Source organism: Halobacillus sp. B29 (assembly GCF_052246755.1).
In the GTDB taxonomy this organism is placed as follows: Bacteria; Bacillota; Bacilli; order Bacillales; family Halobacillaceae; genus Halobacillus; species Halobacillus halophilus.
The window spans coordinates 21,838-44,910 of record NZ_JBQQCM010000016.1; the positions used below are offsets into that span (position 1 = coordinate 21,838).

The 23,073-nt window shown below is 43.7% G+C and carries 28 protein-coding genes and 1 pseudogene; all 29 read left to right on the top strand.

Features of this window, described 5'->3' with window-relative positions:
* The first annotated feature begins 85 nt into the window (after positions 1 to 85).
* Positions 86 to 3,613 (top strand): DNA-directed RNA polymerase subunit beta, encoded by a 3,528-nt coding sequence (rpoB, locus tag ACTWP7_RS17845; protein ID WP_443124371.1) that lies wholly within the window; start codon positions 86 to 88, stop codon positions 3,611 to 3,613.
* A 73-nt stretch (positions 3,614 to 3,686) separates the two neighbouring features.
* Positions 3,687 to 7,295, top strand: a complete 3,609-nt coding sequence (rpoC, locus tag ACTWP7_RS17850; protein ID WP_443124372.1) for a DNA-directed RNA polymerase subunit beta' — start codon at positions 3,687 to 3,689, stop codon at positions 7,293 to 7,295.
* Positions 7,296 to 7,438: 143 nt separating this feature from the next.
* Positions 7,439 to 7,690, top strand: a complete 252-nt coding sequence (locus ACTWP7_RS17855; protein WP_443124373.1) for a 50S ribosomal protein L7ae-like protein — start codon at positions 7,439 to 7,441, stop codon at positions 7,688 to 7,690.
* 97 nt (positions 7,691 to 7,787) lie between these two features.
* Positions 7,788 to 8,201: a 30S ribosomal protein S12 gene (rpsL, locus tag ACTWP7_RS17860; protein ID WP_014641416.1), complete on the top strand. Its 414-nt coding sequence runs from the start codon at positions 7,788 to 7,790 to the stop codon at positions 8,199 to 8,201.
* Between the two features lie 44 nt (positions 8,202 to 8,245).
* Positions 8,246 to 8,716, top strand: coding sequence for a 30S ribosomal protein S7 (gene rpsG, locus ACTWP7_RS17865; RefSeq protein WP_014641417.1), 471 nt, complete (start codon positions 8,246 to 8,248; stop codon positions 8,714 to 8,716).
* 42 nt (positions 8,717 to 8,758) lie between these two features.
* Positions 8,759 to 10,837 carry an elongation factor G gene (gene fusA / locus ACTWP7_RS17870; RefSeq protein ID WP_443124374.1) on the top strand — a complete coding sequence of 693 codons (2,079 nt, stop codon included), beginning with the start codon at positions 8,759 to 8,761 and terminating at the stop codon, positions 10,835 to 10,837.
* Positions 10,838 to 10,970: 133 nt separating this feature from the next.
* Positions 10,971 to 12,161, top strand: coding sequence for an elongation factor Tu (gene tuf, locus ACTWP7_RS17875; protein ID WP_443124375.1), 1,191 nt, complete (start codon positions 10,971 to 10,973; stop codon positions 12,159 to 12,161).
* 408 nt (positions 12,162 to 12,569) lie between these two features.
* Positions 12,570 to 12,878: a 30S ribosomal protein S10 gene (rpsJ, locus tag ACTWP7_RS17880; RefSeq protein WP_443124376.1), complete on the top strand. Its 309-nt coding sequence runs from the start codon at positions 12,570 to 12,572 to the stop codon at positions 12,876 to 12,878.
* Positions 12,879 to 12,909: 31 nt separating this feature from the next.
* Complete coding sequence (gene rplC, locus ACTWP7_RS17885) at positions 12,910 to 13,542, top strand: 50S ribosomal protein L3 (RefSeq protein WP_014641421.1); 633 nt, start codon at positions 12,910 to 12,912, stop codon at positions 13,540 to 13,542.
* Positions 13,543 to 13,564: 22 nt separating this feature from the next.
* Positions 13,565 to 14,188: a 50S ribosomal protein L4 gene (gene rplD, locus ACTWP7_RS17890; RefSeq protein WP_014641422.1), complete on the top strand. Its 624-nt coding sequence runs from the start codon at positions 13,565 to 13,567 to the stop codon at positions 14,186 to 14,188.
* Positions 14,188 to 14,475, top strand: coding sequence for a 50S ribosomal protein L23 (gene rplW, locus ACTWP7_RS17895; RefSeq protein ID WP_014641423.1), 288 nt, complete (start codon positions 14,188 to 14,190; stop codon positions 14,473 to 14,475). The genes rplD and rplW overlap by 1 nt, the downstream gene beginning before the upstream one ends.
* Positions 14,476 to 14,509: 34 nt before the next feature.
* Complete coding sequence (rplB, locus tag ACTWP7_RS17900) at positions 14,510 to 15,343, top strand: 50S ribosomal protein L2 (RefSeq protein ID WP_014641424.1); 834 nt, start codon at positions 14,510 to 14,512, stop codon at positions 15,341 to 15,343.
* 57 nt (positions 15,344 to 15,400) lie between these two features.
* Positions 15,401 to 15,679 carry a 30S ribosomal protein S19 gene (gene rpsS / locus ACTWP7_RS17905; RefSeq protein ID WP_014641425.1) on the top strand — a complete coding sequence of 93 codons (279 nt, stop codon included), beginning with the start codon at positions 15,401 to 15,403 and terminating at the stop codon, positions 15,677 to 15,679.
* Between the two features lie 19 nt (positions 15,680 to 15,698).
* On the top strand, positions 15,699 to 16,040 hold the full coding sequence (gene rplV / locus ACTWP7_RS17910; RefSeq protein WP_014641426.1) for a 50S ribosomal protein L22: 342 nt from the start codon (positions 15,699 to 15,701) through the stop codon (positions 16,038 to 16,040).
* Positions 16,041 to 16,043: 3 nt separating this feature from the next.
* Positions 16,044 to 16,710 (top strand): annotated as a pseudogene (gene rpsC, locus ACTWP7_RS17915) (30S ribosomal protein S3).
* On the top strand, positions 16,704 to 17,138 hold the full coding sequence (gene rplP / locus ACTWP7_RS17920; protein ID WP_014641428.1) for a 50S ribosomal protein L16: 435 nt from the start codon (positions 16,704 to 16,706) through the stop codon (positions 17,136 to 17,138). The pseudogene rpsC and the gene rplP overlap by 7 nt, the downstream one beginning before the upstream one ends.
* A complete protein-coding gene (gene rpmC / locus ACTWP7_RS17925) occupies positions 17,128 to 17,328 on the top strand; it encodes a 50S ribosomal protein L29 (protein WP_008636054.1) in 201 nt (66 codons plus the stop codon). The genes rplP and rpmC overlap by 11 nt, the downstream gene beginning before the upstream one ends.
* Positions 17,329 to 17,352: 24 nt before the next feature.
* Positions 17,353 to 17,616, top strand: a complete 264-nt coding sequence (gene rpsQ, locus ACTWP7_RS17930; RefSeq protein WP_014641429.1) for a 30S ribosomal protein S17 — start codon at positions 17,353 to 17,355, stop codon at positions 17,614 to 17,616.
* A 42-nt stretch (positions 17,617 to 17,658) separates the two neighbouring features.
* Positions 17,659 to 18,027, top strand: a complete 369-nt coding sequence (rplN, locus tag ACTWP7_RS17935) for a 50S ribosomal protein L14 (protein WP_014641430.1) — start codon at positions 17,659 to 17,661, stop codon at positions 18,025 to 18,027.
* A 39-nt stretch (positions 18,028 to 18,066) separates the two neighbouring features.
* The gene (gene rplX / locus ACTWP7_RS17940; protein WP_014641431.1) at positions 18,067 to 18,378 is read left to right on the top strand and encodes a 50S ribosomal protein L24; all 312 of its coding nucleotides are present in this window, start codon (positions 18,067 to 18,069) and stop codon (positions 18,376 to 18,378) included.
* A 26-nt stretch (positions 18,379 to 18,404) separates the two neighbouring features.
* The gene (rplE, locus tag ACTWP7_RS17945; protein WP_014641432.1) at positions 18,405 to 18,944 is read left to right on the top strand and encodes a 50S ribosomal protein L5; all 540 of its coding nucleotides are present in this window, start codon (positions 18,405 to 18,407) and stop codon (positions 18,942 to 18,944) included.
* Positions 18,945 to 18,970: 26 nt separating this feature from the next.
* Entirely contained in the window at positions 18,971 to 19,156 is a 186-nt protein-coding gene (locus ACTWP7_RS17950; protein ID WP_014641433.1) for a type Z 30S ribosomal protein S14, read from the top strand.
* Positions 19,157 to 19,186: 30 nt separating this feature from the next.
* Positions 19,187 to 19,585: a 30S ribosomal protein S8 gene (rpsH, locus tag ACTWP7_RS17955; protein ID WP_014641434.1), complete on the top strand. Its 399-nt coding sequence runs from the start codon at positions 19,187 to 19,189 to the stop codon at positions 19,583 to 19,585.
* A 31-nt stretch (positions 19,586 to 19,616) separates the two neighbouring features.
* A complete protein-coding gene (rplF, locus tag ACTWP7_RS17960; RefSeq protein ID WP_443124377.1) occupies positions 19,617 to 20,153 on the top strand; it encodes a 50S ribosomal protein L6 in 537 nt (178 codons plus the stop codon).
* 35 nt (positions 20,154 to 20,188) lie between these two features.
* The gene (gene rplR, locus ACTWP7_RS17965) at positions 20,189 to 20,551 is read left to right on the top strand and encodes a 50S ribosomal protein L18 (RefSeq protein ID WP_014641436.1); all 363 of its coding nucleotides are present in this window, start codon (positions 20,189 to 20,191) and stop codon (positions 20,549 to 20,551) included.
* A 20-nt stretch (positions 20,552 to 20,571) separates the two neighbouring features.
* Positions 20,572 to 21,069 (top strand): 30S ribosomal protein S5, encoded by a 498-nt coding sequence (gene rpsE / locus ACTWP7_RS17970; protein ID WP_014641437.1) that lies wholly within the window; start codon positions 20,572 to 20,574, stop codon positions 21,067 to 21,069.
* Between the two features lie 18 nt (positions 21,070 to 21,087).
* Positions 21,088 to 21,273, top strand: a complete 186-nt coding sequence (gene rpmD / locus ACTWP7_RS17975) for a 50S ribosomal protein L30 (protein ID WP_014641438.1) — start codon at positions 21,088 to 21,090, stop codon at positions 21,271 to 21,273.
* A gap of 27 nt (positions 21,274 to 21,300) precedes the next feature.
* Entirely contained in the window at positions 21,301 to 21,741 is a 441-nt protein-coding gene (gene rplO / locus ACTWP7_RS17980; protein WP_014641439.1) for a 50S ribosomal protein L15, read from the top strand.
* On the top strand, positions 21,741 to 23,033 hold the full coding sequence (gene secY, locus ACTWP7_RS17985) for a preprotein translocase subunit SecY (RefSeq protein WP_014641440.1): 1,293 nt from the start codon (positions 21,741 to 21,743) through the stop codon (positions 23,031 to 23,033). The genes rplO and secY overlap by 1 nt, the downstream gene beginning before the upstream one ends.
* The last annotated feature ends 40 nt before the right edge of the window (positions 23,034 to 23,073 follow it).

The window sequence follows — 23,073 nt, forward strand, 5'->3', positions numbered from 1 at the left end:
GGCAAGATCAACCGCAAGCCTGTTCGGCATGTCTTGCCGAACGCTTTTTTCGTTATTAAAATGCTTGATTTGAGGGGTGAATCAGTTGACAGGTCAACTAGTTCAGTATGGACGACACCGCCAGCGCAGAAGTTATGCTCGTATCAGTGAAGTTTTAGAGTTACCTAACTTAATTGAAATTCAGACGGCTTCCTACCAATGGTTCTTGGAAGAAGGTTTGAAGGAAATGTTTAAAGACATTTCTCCAATTGAAGATTTTACTGGTAACTTATCATTAGAGTTTGTAGACTACAGCCTTGGCGAACCAAAGTATCCAGTGGATGAGTCAAAAGATCGCGATGTAACATATAATGCACCGCTTCGTGTGAAAGTTCGTCTCTTAAACAATGAGACAGGAGAAGTGAAAGAGCAAGAAGTGTTTATGGGAGATTTCCCTCTCATGACAGACACCGGTACCTTTATCATTAATGGTGCTGAGCGCGTTATCGTTTCGCAGCTTGTTCGTTCTCCGAGTGTATATTACAACAAAAAGATTGATAAAAACGGTAAGAGAGGTTACACGGCTACTGTTATTCCAAACCGTGGTGCGTGGCTTGAGTTCGAAACCGATGCGAAGGATGTAGCACATGTCCGTATTGATCGTACTCGTAAATTACCAATCACCGTGTTGCTGCGTGCTTTAGGATTCGGAACAGATCAGGAGATTATTGATCTTATTGGTGAGAACGAATACTTGAAGAACACGCTTGAGAAAGATAATACAGAGAACAGTGAGAAAGCATTGCTTGAAATCTATGAGCGTCTGCGCCCTGGCGAGCCGCCAACAGTAGAAAATGCTAAGAGTTTACTTGTTTCTCGTTTCTTTGATCCGAAGCGCTATGATCTAGCTCGCGTCGGACGTTATAAAATGAATAAAAAACTTCATATAAAAGATCGATTGTTTAATCAAACGCTTGCTGAAACGTTAGTAGACGAAGAAACAGGCGAAGTACTGGCAGAAAAAGGCGATAAAATTGATCGTCGTCTGCTTAATAAATTGATTCCACATTTCGATAATGAAGAAACTACCCTTAGTGAAAGATCTCTTGATCCAGTTGAGGGAGTACTTGAAGAACCGATGCGTGTACAATCGGTTAAAATTGTAGACCCGACAGATCCAGAAGGAGAACGTTCCATTAATGTGATCGGGAATGCAAACATCGACCGTGATGTAAAAAATATTACGCCGGCAGATATCATTTCTTCTATCAGTTATTTCTTTAACTTGCTGCATAATGTGGGTGGAACAGATGACATTGACCACTTAGGTAACCGTCGTCTTCGTTCTGTAGGTGAACTTCTGCAGAACCAATTCCGTATTGGTCTATCCCGTATGGAGCGCGTAGTACGTGAACGTATGTCGATCCAGGACACTTCATCTATTACTCCACAGCAGTTAATTAATATACGTCCAGTGATTGCTTCAATTAAAGAGTTCTTTGGCAGCTCACAGTTATCTCAGTTCATGGACCAGACTAACCCGCTAGCGGAATTAACACACAAACGTCGTCTTTCTGCTCTAGGACCAGGTGGTTTAACACGTGAGCGTGCAGGATTTGAAGTTCGTGACGTACACTACTCCCACTACGGACGTATGTGTCCAATCGAAACTCCTGAGGGACCAAACATCGGTCTGATCAACTCCTTATCTTCTTACGCGAAGGTAAATGAATTTGGGTTTATCGAAACACCTTATCGTCGAGTGGATCCAGATACGAACAAGGTAACTGCTCAATTTGATTATCTTACAGCAGATGAGGAAGATAATTACGTTGTGGCCCAGGCCAACGCTAAACTCGAAGAAGACGGTTCCTTCACGGATCCTGAAGTTATCGCTCGTTTCCGTGGTGAAAACACGGTAGTAGGCCGTGATCGCTTAGATTATATGGACGTATCACCGAAGCAGGTAGTATCTGCAGCAACCGCTTGTATTCCATTCTTGGAAAACGATGACTCTAACCGTTCTCTAATGGGTGCAAACATGCAGCGTCAGGCTGTACCATTGCTTCAGCCGGATGCTCCTCTTGTAGGTACTGGAATGGAATATGTATCAGGTAAAGACTCAGGTGCAGCTGTCATCTGCCGCAACGAAGGTATCGTTGAGCGTGTAGAAGCAAAAGAAGTGTTTATACGCCGCATATCTGAAGTAGATGGCAAAGAAGTAGAAGGCGATCTTGATCGTTACCGTCTTCAGAAATTCATCCGTTCCAACCAGGGAAGCTGTTATAACCAGCGTCCGATTGTTTCCAAAGGCGATCGTGTAACGAAAGGAGAAATCCTTGCTGATGGACCTTCCATGGATATGGGAGAGTTAGCACTTGGACAAAACCCACTGGTTGCATTCATGACATGGGATGGTTACAACTATGAGGACGCCATCATCATGAGTGAGCGTCTGGTGAAAGATGACGTGTACACTTCTATTCATATTGAAGAATATGAATCAGAAGCCCGCGATACGAAACTCGGGCCAGAAGAGATTACAAGAGACATTCCTAACGTAGGTGAAGATGCTCTTCGTGACTTGGATGAACGTGGAATTATCCGTGTAGGAGCTGAGGTTAGCGATGGAGACCTTCTTGTAGGTAAAGTTACTCCTAAAGGGGTTACGGAATTATCTGCTGAAGAACGTCTGCTCCATGCTATCTTTGGTGAAAAAGCTCGTGAAGTGCGTGACACTTCCCTTCGTGTACCTCATGGTGCAGGCGGAATTGTGCTTGATGTTAAAATCTTCAATCGTGAAGACGGAGATGAACTTCCGCCAGGAGTCAACCAGCTGATTCGCGTGTACATCGTTCAGAAGCGTAAGATATCTGAAGGTGACAAAATGGCTGGTCGTCACGGAAACAAAGGTGTTATCTCTAAGATTCTTCCAGAAGAAGATATGCCATTCTTACCAGATGGAACTCCGGTAGATGTCATGTTAAACCCGCTTGGTGTACCATCTCGTATGAATATTGGACAAGTACTTGAGCTTCACTTAGGTATGGCTGCCCGTCTCCTTGGAGAAAGAGTAGCAACTCCGGTATTTGATGGTGCCCGAGAAGAAGATGTTTGGGAGACACTTCAGGAAGCTGGTATGTCCCGTGATGCGAAGACCATTCTGTATGATGGACGCACAGGTGAACCGTTTGATAACCGTGTATCTGTTGGTGTTATGTATATGATTAAACTGGCACACATGGTTGACGACAAACTGCACGCCCGTTCCACTGGACCTTACTCTCTTGTAACGCAGCAGCCATTGGGTGGTAAAGCTCAATTTGGCGGTCAGCGTTTCGGTGAGATGGAGGTATGGGCACTAGAAGCATATGGTGCCGCCTATACTCTTCAAGAAATTCTGACAGTCAAGTCAGATGACGTAGTCGGTCGTGTGAAAACGTATGAAGCGATTGTTAAAGGTGATAACGTTCCAGAACCAGGCGTACCTGAATCCTTTAAAGTTCTAATTAAAGAGCTTCAAAGTTTAGGTATGGATGTGAAAATTCTTTCTGGTGATGAACAAGAAATAGAAATGCGGGATATCGAAGAAGAGCAAACGAAAGAATCCGAGAATTTAAACCTAGACGATTAATAGACGTATTGTTCCAGACACCCGTGTTCTAAGTTTAGGGTAAAACCCGGATACTGAAAGGGAGGTAGGCCCCTTGCTAGATGTAAACAACTTTGAGTATATGAAAATTGGTTTGGCTTCACCTGATAAAATCAGATCTTGGTCTTACGGTGAGGTCAAGAAGCCAGAAACAATCAATTATCGTACGCTAAAACCCGAAAAAGACGGGTTATTCTGCGAAAGAATCTTCGGTCCGCAAAAAGACTGGGAGTGCCACTGTGGTAAATACAAGCGTGTCCGCTATAAAGGTGTTGTTTGTGACCGTTGTGGGGTAGAAGTAACAAAAGCCAAAGTACGTCGTGAGAGGATGGGGCACTTGGAATTAGCTGCCCCAGTCTCCCACATTTGGTACTTTAAAGGTATTCCAAGCCGTATGGGTCTTGTACTTGATATGTCCCCGCGTGCTTTGGAAGAAGTCATTTACTTTGCTGCTTATATCGTAACGGACCCAGGCGAAACAGCCCTTGAAAGAAAGCAGCTGCTTTCTGAAAAGGAATATCGTTCATACCGTGAAAAATTCGGGCAGGGATTCCAGGCAGCGATGGGTGCTGAAGCTATCCGTAAGCTTCTTTTTGATATCGATCTTGAAGGAGAAGTAGAAACTCTGAAAGAGGAATTAAAAACAGCTCAGGGTCAGCGACGTACTCGTGCTATTAAGCGTTTGGAAGTACTGGAATCTTTCCGTCATTCAGGAAACGATCCTTCATGGATGATTCTTGATGTACTGCCTGTCATTCCACCAGAGCTTCGTCCGATGGTTCAATTGGACGGCGGACGTTTCGCAACTTCTGACTTGAACGACTTATATCGTCGAGTAATTAACCGTAACAACCGTCTTAAACGCCTGTTAGATTTGGGGGCACCGACGATTATCGTCCAGAACGAGAAGCGTATGCTTCAAGAAGCTGTAGATGCTCTTATTGATAACGGACGTCGTGGACGTCCAGTTACTGGGCCGGGTAACCGTCCGCTTAAATCCCTTTCTCACATGCTGAAAGGTAAGCAAGGTCGTTTCCGTCAAAACTTGCTCGGTAAACGTGTCGACTATTCCGGTCGTTCAGTTATCGTTGTAGGTCCATCCTTGAAGATGTATCAGTGCGGACTTCCAAAAGAAATGGCGCTTGAATTGTTCAAGCCTTTCGTTATGAAAGAGCTCGTTTCCCGCGGACTTGCGCACAACATTAAATCAGCTAAGCGTAAAATTGAGCGTGTCCACCATGAAGTGTGGGATGTTCTTGAAGATGTTATTAAAGAACACCCGGTATTATTAAACCGTGCGCCAACACTTCACCGCCTAGGTATTCAGGCGTTCGAACCTACCCTGGTAGAAGGCCGTGCCATTCGTCTTCACCCGTTGGTATGTACAGCTTATAATGCTGACTTTGACGGTGACCAAATGGCGGTTCACGTGCCGTTGTCTTCCGAGGCCCAGGCAGAAGCCCGGATCCTAATGCTGGCTGCCCAAAACATTCTTAACCCTAAGGATGGTAAGCCGGTCGTTACACCATCACAGGATATGGTGCTAGGTAACTACTACCTGACGCTTGAACGCGAAGGAGCTGTTGGAGAAGGAATGTTCTTCAAAGATCTTAATGAAGCGTTAATGGCTTATCAGAATGGGTATGCGCACCTTCATACACGGGTTGCCGTTCAGGCAAGCTCTTTAGGAAATGAAACTTTTACTGAAGAGCAGAATCAGCAGCTGCTTCTTACTACAGTTGGTAAGTTGATCTTTAATGAAATGCTGCCTAATTCCTTCCCGTATATGAATGAGCCAACTCAAGAGAACCTTGAAGTTAAAACACCGGATCAATACTTTGTTCCTAAAGGTACAGATATTCGTCAAGAACTATCGAACCGTGAAGAAGTATCGCCATTCAAGAAAGGGATCCTGGGTGACATTATTGCGGAAGTATTTAAACGCTTCTCTATCAGTGAAACATCCAAGATGCTGGACAGAATGAAAGATCTCGGCTTTGCTTATTCCACTAAAGCAGGTATTACGGTTGGTGTATCTGACGTAGTAGTACTTCCAGAGAAACAAGAAATTCTGGAAGAAGCTCAAGGCAAAGTTGATAAAGTTCTTAAACAGTTCCGCCGTGGTTTAATTACCGACGAAGAACGCTATGACCGAGTAATTGAAATCTGGTCCGGGGCTAAAGATGATATTCAAAACCGTTTGATGAGTTCATTGAACCCGCGTAACCCTATATTCATGATGAGTGATTCAGGAGCACGTGGTAACGCGTCCAACTTTACTCAGCTCGCTGGTATGCGTGGTCTTATGGCCAACCCGGCTGGACGTATCATTGAACTTCCAATCAAATCAAGCTTCCGTGAAGGCTTAACAGTACTTGAGTACTTTATTTCCACACACGGCGCTCGTAAAGGTCTTGCCGATACAGCACTGAAAACAGCGGACTCCGGTTACCTGACTCGTCGACTTGTCGATGTAGCTCAAGACGTAATCGTCCGTGAAGATGATTGTGGTACTGACCGTGGATTACCAGTAAGTGCAATTACGGAAGGTTCAGAGGTAATAGAACCGCTAATTGATCGTCTGATTGGCCGTACGGCATTCCAAACAGTTAAACACCCGGAAACTGGTGAAGTACTGGCGAGTCGTAACGAAGTTATTTCTGAAGATGGTGCTAAACAAATCGTAGACTCCGGTATTGAAAGCATTGTTATCCGTTCTGCCTTCACTTGTAATACTAAACACGGCGTATGTAAGAAGTGCTACGGCCGTAACCTGGCAACAGGTGACGAAGTCGAAGTTGGCGAAGCAGTGGGAATCATTGCCGCTCAATCTATCGGTGAGCCTGGTACACAGCTTACAATGCGTACCTTCCACACTGGCGGTGTTGCCGGAGATGACATCACTCAAGGTCTTCCACGTATCCAGGAGATTGTGGAAGCACGTAACCCTAAAGGTCAAGCCGTAATTACAGAAATCGACGGAACCGTACAGGAAGTTAACGAAGTGAAAGAAAAACAAGAGATCGTAGTTCAAGGGGCTGTAGAGAGCCGCTCTTATACGGCTCCGTATGGCGCTCGTATGAAAGTTACTGTAGGAGATGCTGTGTCCGCAGGAAGTCCTCTTACAGAAGGTTCCATCGATCCAAAAGAACTGTTGAATATCCAGGGGCTTGACGGAGTTCAGCAATATCTTCTTAAAGAAGTACAGAAAGTTTATCGTATGCAAGGTGTTGAAATCTCTGACAAGCACGTTGAAGTAATGGTCCGCCAGATGCTTCGTAAAGTGCGAGTACTTGATGCTGGAGACACCGATGTACTTCCTGGATCACTTCTTGAGATCCACCAATTTAAAGAAGCGAACCAGAAAGCTCTTGTGGAAGGCGGACAGCCTGCAGTGGGTCGTCCGGTCATTCTTGGTATTACCAAAGCATCGCTTGAAACAGACAGCTTCCTGTCTGCGGCATCCTTCCAGGAAACAACTCGTGTCCTGACTGATGCAGCGATTAAAGGTAAGAGAGATGAACTTCTAGGATTGAAAGAGAACGTTATTATCGGTAAGCTTGTACCAGCTGGTACTGGTATGACACGCTACCGTAAGATTCAGGCTCAGTCTGAAGGGGCACCTGAACAACAGGCCCAGCCAGAAGAAGTCACTCATTCTTAAAAAGAGTAGATAGATGTTAACAAAGGGTAAAATTAATGGAAGCACAAAAAAACTACCCAAAATGCAGTTGACATGCATTTTGGGTAGTGATAATATAATCAAGGTGCTTCCGTTTATCCTTGTTACTTTGGAGGATATGAAAGATGTCTTATGAAAAAGTAGCACAGGCTAAATCAGAAATAGTGATTGGAACCAAACAAACACTTAAAGCCATGAAAAATGGCGAAGTGATTGAAGTCATAACGGCTGACGATGCTGATCAGACGATGACAATGAAAGTAGTACGGCTAGCCAGGGAATTACAAATTCCGCATACTCGTGTTTCTTCCATGAAGGAACTGGGAAATGCATGTGGTATTGATGTCGGAGCTGCTACAGTGGCGATAAAGCAATAAAGTTTTGGCGGTAAATCGCGAAAGCTTTGTTTTTTGCCTTTTTATGAACCACCTGGATGTGTGGTATTAAGTAATGTTAAGAAGGGAGGATACAAATATGCCAACTATTAATCAATTGGTACGTAAAGGACGCGAAAGCAAAACTAAACAAACAAACGCTCCAGCCTTGAACAAAGGCTTTAACAGCTATAAAAAACGTATGACGGATCAGTCATCTCCACAAAAACGTGGTGTTTGCACACGTGTCGGTACGATGACACCTAAAAAACCGAACTCCGCATTGCGTAAATATGCACGTGTTCGTTTGACCAACCAGCTAGAGGTTAACGCCTATATCCCTGGTATCGGCCACAACCTGCAAGAGCACAGTGTTGTTCTTATCCGCGGTGGTAAGGTTAAAGACTTGCCAGGTGTTCGTTACCACGTTGTACGTGGTGCCCTAGACACAGCAAGTGTTGAAGGCCGCAGACAAGGTCGTTCTAAATACGGTACGAAGAAACCTAAAAAATAATTGATATCGATTAACTATTAAAAATATGGAAGGGAGGGGAACATATGCCACGTAAAGGTCCAGTAGCTAAACGTGATGTGTTACCAGATCCGATGTACAACTCTAAGCTTGTCACTCGTTTGATCAACCAGATAATGGTTGACGGTCAACGCGGGAAGGCACAAAAGATTCTTTATAAATCTTTCGAATTAGTTCAAGAGCGCAGCGGCAATGACGCTATGGAAATCTTCGATCAGGCTATGAAAAACGTAATGCCTGTATTGGAAGTACGCGCTCGTCGTGTTGGTGGTTCCAACTACCAAGTACCTGTAGAAGTTCGCCCTGAACGTCGTCAGGCACTAGGATTGCGTTTCATTGTTAACTATGCGCGTCTTCGCGGAGAGAAAACAATGGAAGAGCGTCTTGCTAACGAAATTCTAGATGCAGGTAATAACACAGGTGCAGCAGTTAAGCGCCGTGAAGAAATGCACAAGATGGCGGAAGCTAACAAAGCATTCGCTCACTATCGTTGGTAATCATCAAACAAATAACTTTACAATTGGAAAGGAGAAAGAATCATGCCTAGAGAGTTCTCCTTGGAAAGAACACGTAATATCGGTGTAATGGCTCACATTGATGCTGGTAAAACAACAGCCACCGAGCGTATTCTTTTCTACACAGGACGTATCCACAAGATTGGTGAAACTCACGAAGGAGCTTCCCAAATGGACTGGATGGAGCAGGAACAGGAGCGCGGAATTACCATTACTTCCGCAGCAACCACTGCTCAATGGAGAGATCATCGTATTAACATCATTGACACACCAGGACACGTAGACTTCACAGTTGAGGTTGAACGTTCCCTGCGTGTACTTGATGGTTCTGTAGCCGTATTGGATGCTCAGTCTGGTGTTGAACCACAGACGGAAACAGTATGGCGTCAAGCGACAACTTACGGTGTACCCCGTATTGTGTTCGTAAACAAGATGGATAAAGTAGGGGCAGATTTCATCTACTCCCTTGGTACTCTGCAAGAGCGCCTTGGAGCTAATGCGGCTGCCGTACAACTTCCAATAGGCGCAGAAGATGAATTCGAAGGAATCATCGACTTGATTACTATGGAAGCTTACTATTACATGGATGACTTGGGTACTCGTGCAGAATCACGCCCAATTCCAGATGAATACAAAGAGCAAGCTGAAGAGTACCGCACAAAACTTCTTGAAGCTGTAGCGGAACTTGATGAAGACTTGATGATGCAATACCTTGAAGGGGAAGAAATCTCGAATGAGCAGCTTAAAGCTGCCGTTCGTACAGCTACTCTAAGCGTTGATTTCTATCCTGTTTTCTGTGGTTCTGCTTTCAAAAACAAAGGTGTTCAGCTATTGATTGATGGAGTAATCGATTACCTTCCATCTCCTCTAGATGTACCTCCAATTGAAGGTCATGTTCCGCAGACAGATGAGCCTGTTGTTCGTAAAGCTGACGACAACGCTCCATTCTCTGCGCTGGCTTTTAAAGTCGCAACAGACCCTTATGTAGGTAAACTAACATTCTTCCGCGTATATTCTGGTAAGCTTAACGCTGGTTCTTACGTGAAGAACTCTACGAAAGATAAGCGTGAACGTGTAGGTCGTATCCTACAAATGCACGCGAACTCTCGTGAAGAGATCTCAACAGTTTATGCCGGTGATATCGCTGGTGCTGTTGGACTTAAAGATACGGGTACAGGCGACACTCTATGTGATGAAAAGAGTCTTGTTATTCTTGAATCTATGGAATTCCCTGAGCCGGTTATCTCTGTAGCTATCGAACCGAAATCCAAAGCTGACCAAGATAAAATGGCAATCGCCCTTGGTAAGCTTGCGGAAGAGGATCCGACTTTCCAAACTGAAACGAACGTGGAAACTGGACAAACGATTATTGCTGGTATGGGTGAGCTTCACCTTGACATTATCGTGGACCGTCTCCGCCGTGAGTTTAAAGTTGAAGCGAATATCGGTGCTCCACAGGTTGCTTACCGTGAGACATTCCGTGCTAGCGCTCAAGTTGAAGGTAAATTCGTACGCCAGTCCGGTGGCCGTGGACAATTCGGTCACGTATGGGTTGAATTCGAACCTAACGATGAAGGTGCTGGATTTGAATTCGTAAACAAAATCGTTGGTGGTGTAGTACCGCGTGAATACATCCCATCCGTAGAACAGGGAATCAAAGAATCCTTGGAGAACGGAGTATTAGCCGGTTACCCAATGGTTGACATCAAAGCCACTCTATATGATGGCTCATACCACGATGTTGACTCCAATGAAATGGCCTTTAAGGTTGCCGCATCAATGGCTCTTAAAGAAGCTAAAAACAAATGTAAACCAGTTCTTCTTGAACCAATGATGAAAGTTGAAGTAGTCATTCCGGAAGAATATATGGGCGATATCATGGGTGACGTAACTTCACGTCGTGGACGTGTAGAAGGTATGGAAACTCGTGGTAACGCACAGGTTGTTAAAGCATTTGTACCACTATCCGAAATGTTTGGTTATGCGACAGCGCTTCGCTCAAACACACAAGGACGCGGAACTTACACGATGCACTTTGACCACTATGAAGAAGTGCCGAAGAGCATCTCAGAAGAAATCATCAAGAAAAATTCTGGTGAGTAATTGATTTTTTTGACGAGTTGAAGTATAACTTGTAATGTAAGCTTAGGAGCGCGGTTTACATGCTCGCTCCTGAGCTTCATATAAATATTTCAATTTAAATATATCGCTACTTAATTAAAGGAGGAAATATACTATGGGTAAAGAAAAATTCGACCGGTCCAAGTCCCACGTTAACATTGGTACAATTGGACACGTTGACCACGGTAAAACAACACTAACTGCAGCAATCACTACAGTACTTCACAAGCGTTCTGGATCTGGATCTGCAATGGCTTATGACATGATCGACGGTGCTCCTGAAGAGCGCGAACGTGGAATCACAATCTCAACTGCACACGTTGAGTACGAAACTGAAAACCGCCACTATGCACACGTTGACTGCCCAGGTCACGCTGACTATGTTAAAAACATGATCACTGGTGCTGCTCAGATGGACGGCGCGATCCTAGTTGTATCTGCAGCTGACGGTCCAATGCCACAAACTCGTGAGCACATCCTGCTTTCTAAAAACGTAGGTGTACCAGCAATCGTTGTATTCCTTAACAAAGTTGACATGGTAGACGACGAAGAGCTTCTTGAACTAGTAGAAATGGAAGTTCGTGATCTACTTTCTGAGTATGACTTTGATGGTGACGAAGCTCCAGTAATCAGCGGTTCAGCTCTTAAAGCACTTGAAGGCGAAGAGCAGTACGAGCAAGCAATCTATGACCTTATGGATGCTGTTGATGAGCACATCCCAACTCCAGATCGTGACACTGACAAACCATTCATGATGCCAGTTGAGGACGTATTCTCCATCACTGGTCGTGGTACTGTTGCAACAGGCCGTGTTGAGCGTGGACAAGTTAAAGTCGGTGACGAAGTTGAAATCATCGGTATGGCTGAAACAGCTCGCAAGACTACCGTTACTGGTGTTGAAATGTTCCGTAAGCTTCTAGACTATGCTGAAGCAGGCGACAACATCGGTGCACTACTACGTGGTGTTAACCGTGAAGACATCAACCGCGGTCAAGTTCTAGCTAAACCTGGTTCTATCACACCACACACAAACTTCAAAGCTGAAGTTTACGTACTAGCTAAAGACGAAGGTGGACGTCATACTCCATTCTTCTCAAACTACCGCCCACAGTTCTACTTCCGTACTACGGACGTAACTGGTGTCATTCAACTTCCAGAAGGTGTAGAAATGGTTATGCCTGGCGATAACGTTGAAATGACTGTTGAACTTATCTCCCCAATCGCGATTGAAGACGGAACTCGTTTCTCAATTCGTGAAGGTGGACGTACAGTAGGTTCTGGCGTTGTTAGTGAAATCACTAAATAATTGCTAATTAAATGAGTGAGCAGTAGCTGAAAAGCTGCTGCTCATTTTTTGTGGGAAAATGGTTGAAATAAGAGTTTTCTTTTGTTGTAATGGAAGGTGGAAATTTTGGAGCGAAATATAATCTTCATCGCAAAAAATTCAGTTTGTTTAATAGGAAGCACCTAAAAATATAGAAACCCTTGAATTTGATCTGAAAGGTTAGTATAATGATTTAGGTGTTCATATATAAAAATTATGGATTTATCCTTGCATTGACCGAATTTCTTCTATATAATGAGTAATGTTGGTCATAAAAGGCGATGAAGCGAAAGGTTGTTGACACACCCGGCCCCTTTGCCATGGCTAGTGAGTCAAGTTTTTTCGCGGAGAATGTCTATTTCAAAAATGGGCGAAGAAGGAGGGAAAATAATGGCAAAAGAGAAAATTCGTATTCGTTTAAAAGCGTATGATCATAGGGTTTTAGATCAATCTGCTGAGAAGATTGTAGACACTGCGAAGCGTTCTGGAGCTAATGTATCTGGTCCAATTCCGCTTCCAACTGAACGTTCTACCTATACAGTACTTCGTGCTACACACAAGTACAAAGATGCTCGTGAACAGTTTGAAATGCGCACGCACAAACGTCTTATCGACATTGTCAATCCAACACCACAGACCGTTGATTCATTAATGCGTTTGGATCTACCATCTGGTGTGGATATCGAAATCAAATTATAAATAAAACTGAACTATATAGGAGGTGTAACGGATGACGAAAGGAATCTTAGGACGCAAAGTCGGCATGACTCAAATCTTTTCTGAAGACGGTGAGTTAATTCCAGTAACAGTTGTACAAGCTGAGCCAAACGTTGTTCTTCAAAAGAAAACAACAGGAAATGACGGCTATGAAGCAATCCAACTTGGTTTTGCTGATGAAAAATCAAATCGTTTGAAAAAAGCAGCTAAAGGTCATGCTGAAAAAGCAAACACAACACCTAAGCGCTACGTTCGTGAATTCCGTAATGCAAACCTTGATGACTACGAACTTGGTCAAGAGGTTAAGGTGGATATTTTCGAAGCTGGTGATGTGATTGATGTTACAGGAACTTCAAAAGGTAAAGGATTCCAGGGTGCAATTAAGCGCCATAACCAATCTACTGGTCCTATGACTCACGGTTCCCGCTATCACCGTCGTCCAGGTACAATGGGTCCAATTGATCCAAACCACGTACTAAAAGGCAAAAAATTGCCAGGACAAATGGGTAGCGAAACAGTAACTCTTCAAAACCTTGAGGTAGTTAGAGTTGACGCTGAACGTAACTTGCTGCTTATCAAAGGTAATGTACCAGGTGCGAAAAAATCGTACGTTAAAGTCTCAAGTGCAATCAAGGCTAGCAAATAATTAACGGAAGGGAGGATATGTCATGCCTAAAGTAGCACTATTAAACCAAAGCGGCTCTAATGTTGGAGATGTCGAATTGAATGATGCCGTATTTGGGATCGAACCTAATACTCACGTATTACACGAAACTGTGTTGATGCAGCGCGCGAATCTTCGCCAAGGCACACACAAAGTTAAAGGGCGTTCTGAAGTGAGCGGCGGTGGACGTAAGCCATGGCGCCAAAAAGGTACTGGCCGTGCACGTCAAGGATCCATCCGTGCCCCGCAATGGGTTGGCGGTGGAGCTGTATTTGGTCCGTCACCACGCAGTTACAGCTACACAATGCCTAAAAAAGTACGTCGCTTAGCTCTACAGTCTGCTTATTCTTCTAAAGTAAAAGAAGAGAACATTATCGTTCTTGAGAGTCTATCTCTAGACGCTCCGAAAACTAAAGAAGTAGTAAGCCTTCTTAAAGCTCTCGATGTAAACGAAAAGGCATTGATTGTCACAGCAGAGAAAGATGAAAATGTTACTCTTTCTTCTAACAATATTCCTACAGTGAAAAGTTCATCTGTAGAAGAAGTAAGTGTGTTAGACTTACTAACGCATGATAAGCTGATCCTAACGAAGGAAGCAGCCGAAAAAGCAGGGGAGGTGCTCTCATAATGAAAGAACCACGTGATATCATTAAGCGCCCTGTCATAACTGAGCAATCTGCTGACCTTATGGGAGAAAAGAAATATACGTTTGAAGTTAGCCCAGCCGCTAACAAAACTGAAATTAAAAAAGCAGTTGAAGAAATCTTTAATGTAAGTGTTGATTCAGTTAACACGATGAACCTTAAAGGTAAATTTAAACGTATGGGTCGCTATGGCGGCTATCGTTCTGATCGTAAGAAAGCAGTAGTTACTTTGACTGAAGACAGCGAAGAATTAGAATTCTTTGAAGTATAAACTATAAATCTTAATTAAAAAGGAGGGAAAAAAGATGGCGATTAAAAAGTTCCGACCAATTACAAATGGTCGCAGACACATGTCAGTATCTGATTTCGCTGAAATTACCACTGACAAACCTGAACGCTCCCTTGTTACTCCACTTCACAAACGTGGTGGACGTAATAACCAAGGTAAGCTGACAGTTCGTCATCAAGGCGGAGGTCACAAGCGTCAATACCGTATCATCGACTTTAAACGTGATAAAGATGGAATACCTGGACGCGTTGCTACGATTGAATACGATCCGAACCGCTCCGCTAACATTGCGCTAATCAACTACGTTGATGGAGAAAAGCGTTATATCCTAGCTCCAAAAGGAGTGAAGGTTGGCACGGAAATCATTTCTGGTGTAGGTGCAGATATCAAACCAGGTAACTCTCTTGCATTGAAGGATATTCCTGTAGGTACAATCATTCACAACGTAGAACTTAAGCCTGGACGCGGAGGGCAGCTTGTACGTTCTGCAGGCGCATCTGCTCAAATTCTAGGTCGTGAAGAAAAATACACTCTTGTTCGCTTAACTTCTGGTGAAGTTCGCCTCGTACTAAGCACTTGCCGTGCAACAATCGGTCAAGTTGGTAACCTTGAGCACGAATTAATCAGTGTTGGTAAAGCTGGACGTTCCCGCTGGCAAGGCAAGCGCCCAACCGTACGTGGTTCTGTTATGAACCCTAGTGATCACCCACACGGTGGTGGTGAAGGCCGTGCGCCAATCGGTATGCCTTCTCCTGTTACTCCATGGGGTAAACCAACTCTTGGTTACAAGACAAGAAAACGCAACAAGCAGTCTGATAAATATATCGTTCGTAGAAGAGGTAAAAAATAACGGAATTGTCGGGCGGGCGATAATACCCGTCTTTCAATTGCGAAGGGAGGTTTATTCATGGGCCGCAGCCTGAAAAAGGGACCTTTTGTAGATGATCATTTGATGAAAAAAGTTGAGAAGTTGAACGAAGACAGTAAACACCAAGTGGTGAAGACATGGTCTCGTCGTTCTACCATCTTCCCTAACTTTGTCGGACACACAATTGCCGTTTATGACGGACGTAAACACGTACCAGTTTATGTGACAGAAGATATGGTCGGACATAAGCTAGGTGAATTCGCGCCAACCCGTACGTTCAAGGGACACTCTGGCGATGACAAGAAAACAAAACGCTAAGTAGAGAGGAGGCACTCTAATGCAAGCTAAAGCAGTTGCTAAAACCGTTCGCATCGCTCCTCGCAAAGCCCGATTAGTTATCGATCTGATTCGGGGGAAAGAGGTAGGTGAAGCGCTCGCGACATTGAATTTAAAACAGCGCGGCGCATCTCCAGTAGTTGAGAAACTTCTTAACTCTGCGATTGCAAATGCAGAACACAATTATGAAATGGATCCGGAGAATTTATATGTTTCCGAAGCGTTTGTTAATGAAGGTGTAACTCTTAAACGTTTCCGCCCACGTGCAATGGGACGTGCAAGCCAAATTAATAAACGTACCAGCCACATCACAGTGGTCGTATCAGAAAAAAAGGAGGGATAATCAGTGGGTCAAAAAATTAATCCAGTAGGTCTTCGTATCGGCGTCATCCGTGATTGGGAATCCAAATGGTACGCTGGCAAAGACTACGCAGACTTGTTACATGAAGATATTAAGATTCGTGAATTTGTTGAAAAACGTCTAAAAGACGCTGCTATTTCTACTGTTGAAATTGAACGTGCAGCTAACCGCGTAAACATCACCGTACACACGGCGAAACCAGGTATGGTTATCGGTAAAGGCGGCTCTGAAGTTGAAGCGCTTCGTAAAGCTCTCAATGACTTGACCGGCAAACGCGTTCACATTAACATTGTGGAAGTTAAAAAGCCTGATTTGGATGCTACACTTGTAGCTGACAATATCGCTCGTCAGTTAGAAAACCGTGTTTCTTTCCGTCGTGCTCAAAAACAAACACTTCAACGCGCTATGCGTGCAGGAGCCAAAGGTATTCGTACCCAAGTATCTGGTCGTCTAGGTGGCGCGGATATCGCTCGTGCAGAATATTACAGTGAAGGAACAGTACCACTACACACACTTCGTGCAGACATCGATTATGGAACTGCAGAAGCAGACACCACTTACGGAAAACTTGGTGTAAAAGTGTGGATCTACCGTGGAGAAGTCCTTCCAACTAAAACAGACAAGTAAGGAAGGGGGAAAAGCATTATGTTAATGCCAAAACGTGTTAAATATCGTAAACAGCACCGTACTAGCTTAAAAGGCCGTGCAAAAGGCGGTACTGAAGTATCATTCGGAGAATATGGTTTGCAAGCTATCGATCCAGCGTGGATCACAGCCCGTCAAATCGAGGCATCGCGTATTGCGATGACTCGTTATATGAAACGTGGCGGTAAAGTTTGGATCAAAATCTTCCCTGACAAGCCTTATACTGCTAAACCCCTAGAAGTTCGTATGGGTTCCGGTAAAGGTGCTCCAGAAGGTTTCGTAGCTGTAGTGAAACCAGGAAAAATCATGTTTGAAATCGCAGGAGTTTCTGAAGAGGTGGCACGCGAAGCACTTCGCCTTGCATCTCACAAACTTCCGATTCGTACTAAATTTGTAAAACGTGAAGAAATTGGTGGTGAAATCAATGAAGGCTAATGAAATCCGCGAATTAACCACTGCCGAAATTGAACAAAAAGTTAAGTCTCTAAAAGAAGAACTTTTTAACCTGCGCTTTCAGCTGGCAACAGGTCAACTTGAGAACACTGCACGTATTCGTGAAGTTCGCAAGTCTATTGCACGCATGAAAACTGTTGCTCGCGAACGTGAGCTAGGCGTAAATAACTAATAGATGAGAGGAGGTCACCCTCACATGACTGAACGTAACAATCGTAAAGTTTACACTGGCCGTGTCGTATCTGACAAAATGGATAAAACCATCACTGTCTTAGTTGAAACTTACAAATTCCACAAACTTTATGGCAAACGCGTAAAGTATTCTAAAAAATTCAAGACTCATGACGAAAATAACCAGGCTAAAACTGGAGATGTTGTCCGTATTATGGAAACTCGTCCGCTATCAGCAACGAAACGTTTCCGCCTGCTAGAAGTCGTAGAAGAGTCCGTAATTATCTAATTAAAGTTCGCTCGGAGTTAATCCGAAGGGAGGTTACATGGTATGATTCAACAGGAGTCTCGTTTAAAAGTTGCAGACAACTCTGGTGCCCGTGAAATCCAAACGATTAAAGTTTTGGGCGGATCTGGTCGTAAAACAGCAAATATCGGTGACATTATCACCGCAACTGTGAAACAAGCAACACCAGGGGGCGTTGTTAAAAAAGGTGAGGTAGTTAAAGCAGTTATTGTACGTTCTAAAAGCGGTATGCGCCGTAAAGATGGTTCTTACATTCGTTTCGATGAAAACGCAGCAGTAATCGTTCGTGATGATAAAGGACCACGCGGTACCCGTATCTTTGGACCGGTAGCTCGTGAACTTCGTGAAGCTAAATTCATGAAGATCGTATCTCTAGCTCCAGAAGTATTATAATGTTCGAACGAAATGCCTTGTTAAGGAGGTGCGCGAAGCATGCACGTAAAAAAAGGTGACAAAGTAATGGTTATTACTGGTAAGGATAAAGGCAAGCAAGGGACGATCCTTGAAGCTTATCCTAAAAAGGAACGTGTTCTTGTAGAAGGTGTTAACGAAGTTAAAAAACACGCTAAACCATCACAAGAAAATCCCCAAGGTGGAATCCTGACACAGGAAGCATCTATCCACGTTTCTAACGTATTACCGATCGATCCTAAGACTGGCGAGCCAACACGTGTTGGATACAAAGTCGAGGACGGTAAGAAAGTTCGTATCGCGAAAAAATCTGGTGAAGCACTAGATAAATAATCCAGATATGAAAGGAGGGCCACACGATGAACGAACTACAAAAACAATATCAAGAAGAAATTGTTCCATCTCTGATGAACAAATTTGAATATGAGTCAGTTATGCAGACGCCTAAAGTCGAGAAAATCGTTATCAACATGGGTGTTGGTGATGCTGTTCAGAACGCAAAAGCTCTGGATACAGCAGTAGAAGAATTAACATTAATTTCAGGTCAAAAACCTGTCATTACGAAAGCTAAGAAATCAATCGCAGGTTTCCGTCTACGTGAAGGTATGCCTATCGGTGCAAAAGTTACCCTTCGCGGAGAGCGTATGTATGAATTCTTCCAAAAGCTTATCTCAGTATCTCTACCACGTGTGCGTGACTTCCGTGGTATTTCTAAAAAAGCTTTTGACGGACGTGGAAACTACACACTTGGCGTTAAAGAACAATTAATTTTCCCAGAAATTAATTACGATAAAGTAAATAAAGTGCGTGGTATGGACATCGTTATCGTTACAACAGCTGATTCTGACGAAGAAGCTCGTGAGCTATTGACTCAATTCGGTATGCCGTTTCAGAAATAACGATCTAACCATAAGGAGGGAAAATAGTGGCTAAAAAATCAATGGTCGCGAAACAGAAGCGTAACCAGAAGTATCAAGTACGTGAGTACACACGCTGTGAACGTTGCGGACGTCCTCACTCTGTACTTCGTAAGTTTAAGCTTTGCCGTATTTGTTTCCGTGAACTTGCATATAAAGGACAAATCCCTGGTGTCAAAAAAGCCAGCTGGTAAACCCGAGACAGGGAAGGAGGTAAATGAGTTATGACAATGACAGATCCAATTGCAGATATGCTTACGCGTATTCGTAACGCTAACATGGTGCGTCACGAGAAGCTTGAGCTTCCAGCTTCCAACATGAAGAAAGAAATTGCTGACATTCTAAAACGTGAAGGTTTTGTACGTGATTATGAATATGTTGAAGACAGTAAACAAGGCGTTCTTCGCATCTTCCTTAAATATGGACAAAGCAACGAACGTGTGATCAGCGGCCTGAAACGTATCAGTAAACCAGGACTACGTGTTTATGCAAAAGCTGAAGAGCTTCCAAAAGTTCTTAATGGACTTGGTATAGCCGTAGTATCTACTTCAAAAGGTGTATTAACAGATAAAGAAGCTCGTGAACAAGCCATCGGTGGCGAAGTCCTAGCTTATATCTGGTAGAAAACTCAGATAAGACAGGAGGTGCAAAAATATGTCTCGCGTAGGTTTAAAAACATTAGAAATTCCTGAAGGTGTAGAAATCATTCAGGATAACAATACGATCACAGTAAAAGGTCCAAAAGGCGAATTGACTCGTACTTTCCACAAGGACATGACAGTGAAGATTGAAGATAATGTTCTTTCAGTAGAGCGTCCTAGTGACCACAAAGAACATCGTGCTCTTCACGGTACTACCCGCAGCCTGATCGCTAATATGGTTGAAGGTGTTTCCAAAGGATACGAAAAATCCCTTGAAATTATTGGTGTAGGTTACCGTGCTCAAAAGCAGGGAGAAAAAGTAGTTATTAACGCTGGCTATTCCCACCCTGTTGAGGTCCCGGTCCGCGAAGGTATTGAAATTGAAGTCCCTACCAACACGAAATTAACCATCAAAGGTATCGACAAAGAATTAGTCGGAGCTGTTGCTGCTAAAATTCGTGCGATCCGTCCACCAGAACCTTATAAAGGTAAAGGTATTCGTTACCAGGGTGAGCGTGTACGCAGTAAAGAAGGTAAAACAGGTAAGTAAGATTCGTAGGTAATGTATAGAAAGGAGTGACCCAGATGATCACAAAGGCAGATAAGAATGTCGTTCGTAAAAAGCGTCATGCACGCGTTCGTAAGAATGTTTTCGGAACAGCTGAACGTCCGCGTTTGAACGTATATCGCTCTAACAAACACATTTATGCTCAATTAATCAATGACGAGAGCCAAGTAACTGTAGCGAGCGCATCTACTATGGAAAACGGCTTTGATCTAGACGTAACAGGTAACGTAGAAGCTGCTCAAAGAGTCGGCGAATTGCTTGCGAAGCGTGCGGTTGATAACGGTTATGATATCGTAGTATTTGACCGCGGAGGTTACTTGTACCATGGACGTGTGAAAGCTCTAGCAGAAGCCGCGCGTGAAGCCGGCCTACAATTTTAATCGTTAAAGGAGGGACATAAATGAATAACAAAATTGACCCTAATAAATTAGATCTTGAAGAACGCGTAGTAACAATCAATCGTGTTGCAAAAGTTGTAAAAGGCGGACGCCGTTTCCGTTTTGCTGCATTGGTTGTTGTAGGAGATAAAAATGGTCATGTAGGTTTTGGTACAGGAAAAGCTCAAGAAGTACCAGAAGCTATCAAGAAGGCAATTGATGATGCTAAGAAAAACCTAATCACAGTACCAATTAAAGATACGACTATTCCACACGAGATTACTGGACGTTTCGGTGCAGGAAGCATCTTGATGAAACCAGCTGCTGAAGGTACTGGAGTCATCGCAGGTGGACCTGTCCGTGCGGTACTTGAGCTTGCAGGTGTCCAAGACATCCTTTCTAAGTCACTAGGTTCTAACACACCTATTAACATGGTGCGTGCAACACTTACTGGACTTAGCGAGCTTAAGCGCGCAGAAGACGTTGCAAGACTTCGTGGGAAGTCCGTAGAAGAACTGTAGGATAAGGAGGGAAATATAATGGCTAAAAAACAATTAGAAATTACCCTCACGCGCAGTGTTATTAGTAGACCGAAGGATCAACGCTCTACTGTCAAGGCGCTGGGTCTGAATAAGATCCGCCAAACTGTCGTACTTGAAGATAACCCAGCGATCCGAGGTATGGCTAATAAGGTATCTCACCTTGTATCGATTAAAGAAGTTTAACTAGAAAAGAAATAAGGAGGTGCTCGCATGAAACTGCATGAACTTAAAGCGGCAAAAGGCGCTCGTAAAGAACGTAATCGTGTAGGTCGTGGAATGGCTTCTGGAAATGGTAAAACATCCGGTCGTGGCCACAAAGGACAGGGTCAGCGCTCTGGCAGCAAAACTCGTCCAGGCTTCGAAGGTGGACAAATGCCACTATTCCAGCGTCTTCCAAAACGTGGTTTCACTAACGTACACCGTAAGGAATTTGCGATTATCAACCTTGATGCTCTTAACCGTTTTGAAGAGGGAACAGAGGTTACTCCTGAACTAATGCTTGAATCTGGTGCGGTAAGCAACCAAAAATCCGGAATTAAAGTTCTTGGTAAAGGATCTATCGATAAAAAACTTACAGTGAAAGCTCATAAGTTCTCTGCTTCAGCGAAAGAAGCAATTGAAGCAGCGGGCGGTCAAACTGAGGTGATTTAATGTTCCGTACAATCTCCAATTTTATGCGCGTGGGTGATATTCGGCGGAAAATCTTTTTCACTTTAGCTATGCTGATCGTATTCCGGTTAGGGACATTCATCCCTGTACCATTTACAAACAGAGATGCTATTAACTTCATGGATGAACAAAACGCTTTTGGCTTTTTGAACACATTTGGAGGCGGGGCATTACAGAACTTCTCCATCTTTGCCATGGGGATCATGCCTTACATTACAGCCTCAATCATCATGCAATTGTTACAGATGGATGTTGTCCCTAAGTTTGCGGAATGGAAAAAGCAAGGTGAAGTCGGCCGTCGAAAATTAGCTCAGTTTACCCGCTATGGAACGATCGCTCTCGCTTTCATTCAGGCAATTGGAATGTCGATTGGTTTTAATGCTCTGGCAGGCGGTCAGTTGATCGCGGATCCAGGCGTAACGAAATTCCTGGTAATTGCTCTGGTATTAACAGGCGGAACAGCTTTCCTTATGTGGCTTGGTGAACAAATCACATCCCACGGCGTCGGAAATGGTATTTCCATTCTGATTTTTGCGGGTATTGTAGCTGCGATTCCTACCGGTGTAAACCAGTTGTATGATCAGTATATCTCCGGTGCAGGAGAGCAACTGTTTATCAATCTTGTGATCATTGCGTTAATCGCACTTGTTATAGTAGCCGTTGTAGTTGGAGTTATTTTCATCCAGCAGGCATTGCGTAAAATTCCTATCCAGTATGCCAAGCGCTTGGTAAACCGTTCTCCTGTTGGAGGACATTCCACTCATTTACCAATCAAGGTTAATGCTGCAGGAGTAATTCCAGTAATCTTCGCGATATCCTTTATTATCGCGCCTAGAACAGTAGCTGGATTCTTCGAAAATAGTGAAATAGCATCTGTTATTCAATATATCTTTGATTACCAGAATTGGCCTGGGATGATTATCTATGTAGCGTTGATCATTGCCTTCACTTATTTCTATACTTTTGTTCAGGTTAACCCAGAACAAATGGCAGAGAACTTGAAGAAGCAAGGCGGGTATATCCCAGGGATACGTCCTGGTGCAAATACAGAAACGTATTTGACACGTGTGATGTACCGGTTAACGTTTGTAGGATCTATTTTCCTGGCAGCTGTCTCAATCCTGCCGATCATCTTAGGTTCTGTGGCACAACTGCCGCCAACCGTTCAAATTGGCGGAACCAGCTTACTCATCGTTGTTGGGGTTGCTCTGGAAATGATGAAACAGCTGGAGAGTCAGCTTGTGAAACGTCACTATAAAGGTTTTATTAAATAATTAGTGAAGAACTAATGAATAATGAGAGCGAGGGGAACAC